Genomic DNA, 9,582 nt, shown 5'->3' on the forward strand with positions numbered 1-9,582 from the left:
AGCCCGGCCCGCCATGCCCTACTCTTCCCTTTCCCTTGCCGCCCTGAGCCTGATCGTGCTCGCCACGCCGGTAGCGGCAGACACGCCGATGCCGGCCAACATGGTTTACCTGCGCAGCCTCGACCCGAGCATCGCCCAGGACATTCGCTACGCCAGCCCCCACAACTTCACCGGAGCGCCGCTGGACGGCTACAACGCAGCCGAATGCGTGCTGTCTGCCGACGCGGCAAAGGCACTGGTACGGGTCCAGGCCGAGTTGGCCAGGCAGGGTTACGGCTTGAAGGTCTTCGACTGCTATCGTCCCAGCCGTGCCGTGGCGAACATGGGCCGCTTCGCCAGCCTGCCGGGCGATCCGGCCAAGGCCGAGTTCTATCCCCGGGTGAACAAGCAGGATTTCTGGCGCCTGGGCTATGTGGCCAAGGTTTCCAACCACTCCCGGGGGGCGGCAGTGGACGTGACCCTGACCGGCCCCGATGCACTGCCCGCCCAGGCCTGGAGCGCCGACACCGCGGCGGTGGATTGCGCCGCCGGTTACGGTCGACGCTTGCCCGATGGCGGCCTGGACATGGGCACCGGTTTTGATTGCTTCGACGAAATGGCCCACACCAACAGCTCCCACATCAGCCAGGTGGCACGCCAGAATCGCCAACGGTTGAGCGCTGCGATGGCCAAGGAAGGCTTTACCGGTTATGCCGGCGAATGGTGGCACTTCACCTATAGCCGAAACCCGGTGCGGGCCGAGCCGATGGACTTCCCTATCGAACCGCTGCGGTAACATCACAACACAGCTTCAGCTTGATAAAGCCCGGGGCAAAAACTAGCGTTTGAGGTTTCCCTCTTTTCAAGGACTGAACGCCGTTGAACACGCTCATCAAAACCTGCGCGGCGCTGCTGACGCTGCTTTCAAACGTGGCACTCGCGCAAATCCCCGACGACAGCCGGCAACTGATCGTGGTCACCACCCCGGGCTGGAACGCCCTCCAGGGCACCGCACAACGCTATGAGCGGCACGGGCAAGGCTTTCAGAAAGTCGGCGAACCCTTTGCCATCGTGGTCGGTAAAAACGGCATGGCGTGGGGCACCGGCCTTACGACACCCACCCCCGACCAGCAGCCCCTCAAGCATGAAGGCGATGGCAAGGCCCCGGCCGGCATCTTCAAACTCGGCGGTGCCTTCGGCTACGCCCCCACCGCTGACACCCGCTTGCCTTACGCGGCCAGTACAGCCACCCGCGAATGCGTGGATGACAGCCAGTCCAGCCATTACAACACCCTGGTGGACAGCTCGGCGGTGAACAAGGACTGGACCAGTTCCGAGCGGATGCTGCGCAAGGACCAGCTGTACCGCCAGGGGATTTTTGTCGAGCACAACACACCGGCCTTGGCCAACGGCGGCTCGTGTATTTTCCTGCATATCTGGCGCAGCGTCAGTTCGGGAACATTGGGCTGCACGGCGATGGACCCGGTGAATATCCAGGCGTTGTTTGCCTGGCTGGACCCGCGAGAAAACCCGCTGCTGGTGCAACTGCCCGCCGCGCAGTACGACCTCTACCGTGAGCGCTGGAAACTGCCGTCCCGCTGAGCTGACAGCAGGCGCTGAAATGCGGCCAATACCTCATCGGGTTTTTCCAGCATGAGTTGGTGGCCGCATTCGGGCAGCAACTGATACTCGGCATTGGGCAAATGCCGGGCGAGTGCTTCGCCGCCGCTGGCCGGGGTCAGGCCGTCGGTGTCGCCGGCCAGCACACTCACGGGCAGGGTCAGGGTGAGCAGTGCATTGGCGTCTGGCCATTGGACGTTTTTCATCAGGGCCTTGAACATGTACAGCGGGTTGCGCTCGGTGAGTTTTTCTTCGTAGGCGACCAGTGCGGGGTCGGCCTTGGCGTTCCATGCGGCCTGGCGGAAACCTTTGGCCAGCAGTGGGCGCAGCCATTCCAGGAGCCATGCGGGTAGACGCATCAGGCCGCCGCTCCGGCTGATGCTGTGGAGTCGGGTGCCCAGCAGCAATACGGCTTCGATGGGGATCGCGGGTTTGGCCAGCAAGGCGCTCAGGGTCAGGCCAGTGCCGAAGGAGTGGGCGACGATGAGGTTGCGGGAACCGCCGTAGCGCTTGAGGATTTCCAGGTAGTCGGCGACCAGTTCGGGCCAGGCGTAGGCCTCTGGGTTGCGGGGTTTTGCGCTGGCGCCGTGGCCGAGCAGGTCCCAGGCGACCAGACTGTAGCCTTGGGTTTTCAGGGATTGCCATTGGTGGCGCCACTGGTCCTTGTTGCCGCCAGCGCCGTGGCAGAAGAACACTACCGTGTCGGGTTGGGTGGTGCCCGCGTGATGGGTGATGCTCAGGTGACGGTTGGGGCGGATTTCCAGTGGTTGGCCCTGGATCACTGGCAGTTCGGTGAAAGAGGTCGGCATGGAGGTTTCTCAATAAGTGAAAGGATTGAGTGTGGTGTAGCAACAGCAAAATCAAAGGTGGGAGCGGGCTTGCTCGCGAAGGTCGTTAACGATAACGCGAACATCCTGATTCAACGCGGCGCTCTCAGGTTCTTCGCGAGCAAGCCCGCTCCCACATAAAGCGGCTCTGCTTTTGCTCTAACACTCAGGTCGCCTTTGCCGCTTTTGCAACGTGACTCGCTGTAAGAGCGAAACCATAGGTGGTCGTTACCTGAATAACGGGCATGCCCCCACCCCCAACCCCCCTAGTCAAATCGCCTCAGCCATCAACAACTCCCGCGTATACGGATGCCGCGCATCAGCAAACAGCGCCGCCGTCTCCCCCTGCTCCACCACCCTCCCCTGACGCATCACCGCAATCCGGTCGCACAACCGCGCAGCCACCCGCAAGTCATGAGTAATAAACACAATGCTCAACCTGAACCGCCGCTGCAGTGACTCCAGCAACTCCAGAATCTGCACCTGGATCAGCGCATCAAGCGCCGACACACACTCATCAGCGATCAACACCTTAGGCTCCACCGCCAACACCCGGGCGATCCCTATGCGCTGCCGCTGCCCCCCGGAAAACTCATGAGGAAACCGCTCAAACGCCGCTGCCGGCAACCCCACCAACCCCAGCAACTCACGGGCCCGCCGCTCGGCATCCGCCTTGGAAACCCCCTGCACCAAAGGCCCAGTCATAACAATCTGCCCCACCGTCTGCCGCGGATTGAGCGACGCAAACGGATCCTGGAAAATCATCTGCACATCACTGCGCAACGCTCGCAGCCGCCCTTCAGACAACCCCGCGACCTCCCGCCCCAACCACTCGATCCGCCCGCTGTCAGCACGCAGCAAACGCACCAGGCACCGACCCAGGGTCGACTTGCCCGACCCCGACTCCCCCACAATCCCCAACGTCTCGCCTTCACGCAACTGCAGCTGAACCGCATCCAACGCCTGAGTCGTACGCCGCCCCCACCAACCGCTGCGGCTGCTGAACACCTTGCCCAGCGCTTCGGCCTTCAGCACCACAGGGCCAGCCACCTGCGTACGTGGCACCAGCGGTTGCGCCGACACCGCCGCCAACAACTGCCGGGTGTAATCTTCCCGGGGCACACGCAACACCGCCGGGGCCGTGCCCTGCTCCACCACCCGGCCCTTTTCCAGCACCAGCACCCGGTCGGCAATCGCCTCGACCACGGCAAAGTCGTGGGTGATAAACAACAGTGCCATGCCCTTGTCCTGCTGGATCTTGCGCAGCAGGTCGAGAATCTGCGCCTGGGTGGTCACGTCCAGCGCCGAGGTCGGCTCATCGGCAATCAACAGCGCCGGATCAAACGCCAGGGCCATGGCGATCACCACCCGCTGACGCTGCCCGCCAGACAGTTCAAACGGATACGCCAGTCGCAAGCGCTCAGGGTCGGGCAAGCCGACATAACCGAGCAAATCCACCACCCGCTGACGCCGCACCCGTGCCGCCGCCACGCCATGGGCGCGCAGGGTTTCATCGATCTGTTGGCCCACCCGCAACAGTGGGTTGAGGGCGCTCATGGGCTCCTGGAATACCATGCTGATATCCCGCCCGCGCAGTTGGCGCATGGCCTCTTCGCTGCGATCGGCCAGGTCTTCGTCGCGAAACACCAGGCGCCCGCTTTCCACCTTCAGCGGGGCCGGCAACTGGCGCAGCAAAGCCTTGGCCAGCATTGACTTGCCGGAACCGGATTCACCCACCACACACAAGCATTCGCCACGGTTCAGTTGCAGCGACAGGTCATACAGCGCATGGCTGCGGTCCGCACCGGCCGGCAAGGCGATACGCAAATGTTCAACACTCAACAACGTCATAGCGACCTCCCGGGCTCAAAGGCCACACGCAAACCTTCACCGACTCGATTGACCGCCAGCACGCACAGCACAATCGCCAACCCCGGCAGAAAGCTCATCCACCAGGCGTCCCGCAGCAAGCCACGGGAGGCATTGATCATGTAGCCCCAGCTCATGGCTTCCGGGTCGCTCAAGCCGAGAAACGCCAGGGCCGCTTCGGTGAGGATCGCCGTGGCCATGACAAAGGTCATGGTCACCAGCAGCGGCGCCAGGGCGTTGGGCAGGATCTGCTGGGCGATGATCCCCAGCGGCGACTGCCCCAGCACCCGCGCGGCCTGCACGAATTCGCGCTGGCGCAGGGTCAGGAACTCACTGCGCACCAACCGCGCCACCGCCGGCCACGCTACGAGTGCGATGGCCAGCACGATGGAGAACAGGGACGGCTCAAGGATCGCCACCAGGATCACCGCCAGTACCAGTTGCGGAATGATCTGGAAGAACTCGGCAATGCGCATCAGCACCCCATCGAGCCAGCCACCGAAATAGCCGGCGACCGCGCCGACCAGCAGGCCCACCACCAGGGTCGCCAGGCTGGCCAGCGCCCCCACGGCCAGGGACACCCGCGCGCCGTACAGCAGGCCACTGGCGAGGTCGCGACCGAGCAGGTCACTGCCCAGCCAATGGGCCGGGTCGTGGAATGGCGCGAGCATCGGCTGGCTGTTCATCTCCCATGGCGAGCTGCTGGTCAGCCAGGGGGCGGCGATCGCCAACAGCGTCAGCAGCAGCAAAAACAGCGCACCGATCAACGCCGCAGGCTGGCGCACAAAACGTCGGAAAACCAGCATCAGCCTTGCACTCCTGCACCGATACGCGGGTCGAGAAAACGACAGATCACATCGGTCAACACGTTAAAGCCCACCACCAGAATCGAGATCACCAGGAAACCGCCCATCAACACGCCGTAGTCACGCTGGGCCAGCGAGTCGTACATCAAGCGACCAATCCCCGGCCAGGAATACACCACCTCCACCAGCAACGCGCCGCTGGCCAACTGGCCCAGTTGCAAACCGGCAAAGGTCACCACCGGCAACAGCGCATTGCGCAACACATGCACGTACAAAATCCGCCGCGGGTGCAGGCCCTTGGCGTGGGCGGTGCGCACGTATTCCTGGCCAAGGGCGTCGAGCACGGCGGCGCGGGTCAGGTGGATATACAAGGCGAGGAACAGCACGCTCAACGACACGCACGGCAGCAGCAGGTGCTTGAGCCGGTCGAGCAGGGAAAAGTCCTGTGCCACCGTTTCCATGCCAAACGCCGGCAACCAATCGAGGCTGACGGAGAACAACAGGATCAGCAGCATCGCCAGCCAGAATGGCGGCATCGCATACAGCAGCAATGCGCCGTGGGAGATCACGCCATCCAGCCAGTGACGCTTCTGTCGGGCCCGGGCGGCCAACGTCCCCAGGGTGACGCCAAGCACCGACGAGAGCAAAAATGCCGAGCCCATCAGGGCCAGTGTTGCCGGCAAGCGCTCGGCAATCAGCGACCACACCGAGGTCTGGTTGCGGTAGGAATAACCCAGGTCCAGATGGGTGATATTGCCCAGGTAGATCAGCAACTGCGTGAGCAACGGCTTGTCCAGGCCCATGGTCTGGCGCAGGTGTTCGATGAACTGCACATCGTCCACCCCCGCCTCGCCGGCCAACAGCAGCGCCGGGTCACCCGGCGCCAGGCGGATCAGTAAAAAGCCCAGCACCAGCACCGCCACAATCATCAACAGTGCCTTGAGCAGGCGACCGCTGAAATACAGCAACCCGTTCATGGTGCAGGCGCGTCGAGGTAGACGCTTTCGTAGTCTTCGTTAAGGCTGGTGGCGGTTTGCAGCAGGTTCTTCACCTCTTTGTGGAACAGTGTCGGGTAGCGCATTTCGAAGATCGGCGCGATCGGCAGGTCGGTGTTCAGCACGTTTTCCAACTGGCTATAGAGCCTGGTGCGTTCCGGGCCTTCCGGGGTGTTGGCGACCTGGGTCCACAGGGCATCGGCCTCGGGGCTGTTGTAGCCGCTGACGTTGGCAAATGGCGAAGTCTTGAGGATGTAGTCGGAGCGGTACAGGTAGGCGTTGGTCAGGTACGGGTCGCCGATCTGGAAGATGAAGTTGTAGGTCAGGTCGAAGTCCCAGTCGCTGACGCGCTGGAACCAGGTGGCGGCGTCGGACGTCACCACTTGTACCTTGAAGCCCAGCGGCTGCAGGGCTTGCTTGGTGTATTCGGCCAGGCGCTCCCAGGCACCGCCCTTCTCGCCGTTGAGCAGGCGAATCCGCACGGCGCCCACGTCCACGCCGGACTCGGCAATCAGCGCCTTGGCTTTTTTCACGTCATAGGTGTACTGCGGCAATTGCGGGTCGTGGTACGGCGAGGTGGACACGAACTGGCCGGGGGCAACCTTGCCCGAACCGAAGAAGATGTTGTCGACGATGAACTGGCGGTTCAGCGCATACAGGATCGCCTGGCGCACCTTGGGGTTGTTCAGCGGCGGCTTGCGCGTATTGATCTGCAGGAAGGCCAGGCCGGAATACAGCTCCCAGCCTTTTTCCGACGACTGCACGTCCGGCAAGGCGGTCAGGCGCTTGAGGTCGGAATAGTCGGCATCACCGCTGCGCAGCACCTGCACGTCGTTGCGCTCGAACGCCGCAGCGCGGGACGAGCCGTCCGGGATCACGTGGAAGATGATCGCATCCAGGTGTGGCAGGCCCTTTTTCCAGTAGTCGGGGTTCTTTGCCAGCTTGATATAGGCGCCGCGTTTCCACTCCACAAACACAAACGGGCCGGTGCCGACAGGCTTGAGGTTATAGGGGTTGTTGCGAAAGTCAGTGTTCTCGTAGAGGTGCTTGGGCACCACAGGCCGCAGCCCGCTGCCCAGGGCCGAGAGCAACGGCGCGAAGGGTTTCTTGAGCTGGAACACCACCTGCAGCGGGCCCTTCGCGGTGATGCTGTCGACGTACTCGGTGAAGACCCCGCCCAGGCGCTTGTCCACTTCGGGGTAGAAGGTCTGGAAGCTGAACACCACGTCATCGGCGGTGAACGCGTGGCCGTCATGCCAGCGCACGTTGTCCTGCAAATCGAAGGTGTAGGTCAGGCCATCGGGGGAAACGGTCCAGGCCTTGGCCAATACCGGTTTGGGTTTCAGGTCGGTGTCGAAGGTCAGCAGGCCCTGGAGGATCTTGCCGCTGACGTACTGGGTGGACACGTGGCTGACCACGCCGTGCATCAGCGACGGCGGTTCGGGTTGGGCCACTAGGTTCAGCACTCCGCCGTCATGGGGTTGCGCCTGAGCGGTGCCGGCCAGCAGCACGGCGCCAAGTCCCAGGTATGAAAGGACACGGCGAAAAGATAAAGGGCGCATGGAGACTCCTTGACTAAGGTTTTGTCAGGGATTTAGCAAGGGCTGTGCCATGGGGCGACGGGCCGCGTTTGCGGGCATCACAGGCCTTGGCAGTGATGAAAAAACCACAGTGGCCGGGACGAGTGTGGAAAAAGCAACAGCCCGCCCTCTTGAGGAATGGTTGTGCGTAGCAGCTGCCGAGCCTTGTCGAGGCTGCGTCTGCGGTGTGTCAGGTATGCCGCCAACGCAGCCTCGCCAAGGCTCGGCAGCTGCTACGGTAAGGTTTGAAGTTTGAGGGACCCATCACTGGCACAAGGTTTGCCCGTCTAACCGCTATCTGAACCCATGAGTTTGAAGCGCATGTCACTGGATTACCTGGGCAACCCCATCGACACCCGCAACCCCGCCACCCGTCAGGGCCTGGATGATTTCGTCGGCGGTTTTCTCGGCTATCAGCCCCGTGCCGAGGGCATCCTCGCGGTCGCCGATGCCGACCCCGACTCAGCATTGGCCAACGGATTTGCCGGCCTGCTGCTGATGTTTATTGAGTCGCCCGAGGGCCCTGTGCTGGCCGAGAAGTACCGTCAGCGGGCGGCGGCGGTGAATTCCCGGCATCCACGGGCGCTCGTGTATCTGCAAGTGCTGCAAGCCTGGATCAACGACGAGCTGGATGAAGTGCTGCGCCTCAGCGAGCATCTGCTGGATCTTTATCCGCGGGACCTGCTTGCGGCCAAGCTCAACCAGTACCTGGAATTCAACCGGGGCAACTGGCCGGCGCTGCTGCGGATCGGTTTGAAAGCCACCGCCGGCGCGCCGGATATCGCCCACAGTCACGGGTTACTGGCGTTTGCGTATGAGCAGTGTCATTTGCTGGAGGAAGCCGAGGCCAGTGCGCTTGAAGCGTTGCGGTTGCAGGCGTCCGAGCCATGGGCCCATCACGCATTGGCCCATGTGATGCTGACCCAGGGGCGTATCGAGGAAGGCATCGGGTTTCTGGAGGGCGTGAAGCAGCACTGGGACGGGCTTAACTCGTTCATGTACACCCATAACTGGTGGCATCTCGCGTTGTTTTATCTGGGGCGCGGGGAGGATCAGCGGGTGCTGGAGATTTATGACCGGCATGTGTGGGGGATCTTGCCGGAGTACTCCCAGGATCAGGTGGGCGCGGTGTCATTGCTGGCGCGGCTGGAGCTGGCCGGGATTGATGTGGGTGGGCGGTGGCAGGCGTTGGCGCCCTACCTGCAGCGTCGGGTTGGGGATGCGGTACAGCCGTTTTTGAGTGTGCAGTATTTGTATGGGTTGGCCCGGGCGGGCAAGCCTGAGGCGGATCAGTTGTTGGCGGCTTTGCGCAGGCACAGTGTGGAAGCGCGGCCGGTTTGGGGGGAAGTGACGTTGCCGTTGGCTGAGGGGTTGTTGGCGCACGCCCGGGGGGATGCCCGGCGGGCGTTGGAACAGCTGGGGATAGCGTTGCCGCGGCTGAATGAGATTGGCGGGAGTCATGCGCAGCGGGATTTGTTTGCGCAGGTCGAGCTGGACGCACGGTTGCGGGTTGGGGATTGGCTTGGGGCGCAGCAGACGCTGGAATTGCGCCGGCGGTATGACGGGCTGGATGTGCCGACGAACCGAGCTTTGGTGGTGGTGTATGAGGCTTTGGGGTTGCCTGGGGAGGCGCTGCGGGCGCGGGCGCGGATTGGGGGGATATCCGTTATTTAGGTGATGGCTTGTATTGGTTCCGCTTTTGCCCCACCACTCGGCACCTCGCCTAGGCTCGGTGTGCCCAAGATCAAGATCAAAAGCTAAAGCGGGCACGGTTCAAATGTGGGAGCTGGCTTGCCTGCGATGGCATCGCTTCGGTGTGTCTGATGTACCGAGGTGTCTGCATCGCCGGCAAGCCAGCTCCTACAGAAAAGCGGCTTTGCTTTTGCTTTTAACACTCAGGTCGGCT

8 protein-coding genes are annotated in these 9,582 nt (G+C 62.8%); 3 read left to right on the forward strand and 5 right to left on the reverse strand.

What is annotated here, in order from left to right; all coding sequences use genetic code 11:
* Nucleotides 1-13: 13 nt before the first annotated feature.
* Together HX801_RS20925 and HX801_RS20930 are read left to right on the forward strand one after the other, a co-directional pair.
* Nucleotides 14-775, forward strand: coding sequence for a M15 family metallopeptidase (locus tag HX801_RS20925; RefSeq protein ID WP_177022658.1), 762 nt, complete (start codon nucleotides 14-16; stop codon nucleotides 773-775).
* 83 nt (nucleotides 776-858) lie between these two features.
* The gene (locus HX801_RS20930) at nucleotides 859-1,581 is read left to right on the forward strand and encodes a L,D-transpeptidase (RefSeq protein ID WP_177022659.1); all 723 of its coding nucleotides are present in this window, start codon (nucleotides 859-861) and stop codon (nucleotides 1,579-1,581) included.
* Here HX801_RS20930 and HX801_RS20935 read toward each other — a convergent pair.
* The 5 genes from HX801_RS20935 to HX801_RS20955 all read right to left on the reverse strand — a co-directional run bounded on the left by HX801_RS20935 (nucleotide 1,548) and on the right by HX801_RS20955 (nucleotide 7,658).
* Entirely contained in the window at nucleotides 1,548-2,408 is an 861-nt protein-coding gene (locus HX801_RS20935; RefSeq protein WP_177022660.1) for an alpha/beta fold hydrolase, read from the reverse strand. The two genes, HX801_RS20930 and HX801_RS20935, sit on opposite strands and share 34 nt — an antisense overlap.
* A gap of 288 nt (nucleotides 2,409-2,696) precedes the next feature.
* The gene (locus HX801_RS20940; protein WP_177022661.1) at nucleotides 2,697-4,277 is read right to left on the reverse strand and encodes an ABC transporter ATP-binding protein; all 1,581 of its coding nucleotides are present in this window, start codon (nucleotides 4,275-4,277) and stop codon (nucleotides 2,697-2,699) included.
* The gene (locus HX801_RS20945) at nucleotides 4,274-5,101 is read right to left on the reverse strand and encodes an ABC transporter permease (protein ID WP_003210288.1); all 828 of its coding nucleotides are present in this window, start codon (nucleotides 5,099-5,101) and stop codon (nucleotides 4,274-4,276) included. Before HX801_RS20945 ends, HX801_RS20940 begins: the two co-directional genes overlap by 4 nt.
* Nucleotides 5,101-6,078, reverse strand: a complete 978-nt coding sequence (locus HX801_RS20950) for an ABC transporter permease (protein WP_177021168.1) — start codon at nucleotides 6,076-6,078, stop codon at nucleotides 5,101-5,103. Before HX801_RS20950 ends, HX801_RS20945 begins: the two co-directional genes overlap by 1 nt.
* Nucleotides 6,075-7,658, reverse strand: a complete 1,584-nt coding sequence (locus tag HX801_RS20955; protein WP_008431399.1) for an ABC transporter substrate-binding protein — start codon at nucleotides 7,656-7,658, stop codon at nucleotides 6,075-6,077. The genes HX801_RS20950 and HX801_RS20955 overlap by 4 nt, the downstream gene beginning before the upstream one ends.
* A gap of 339 nt (nucleotides 7,659-7,997) precedes the next feature.
* On the opposite strand from HX801_RS20955, the gene HX801_RS20960 reads away from it, so the two are divergent.
* A complete protein-coding gene (locus tag HX801_RS20960) occupies nucleotides 7,998-9,350 on the forward strand; it encodes a tetratricopeptide repeat protein (RefSeq protein WP_177022662.1) in 1,353 nt (450 codons plus the stop codon).
* Nucleotides 9,351-9,582 lie beyond the last annotated feature (232 nt).

Origin of the sequence: Pseudomonas sp. G1002, from assembly GCF_013385455.1 — a bacterium.
Lineage (GTDB): Bacteria > Pseudomonadota > Gammaproteobacteria > Pseudomonadales > Pseudomonadaceae > Aquipseudomonas.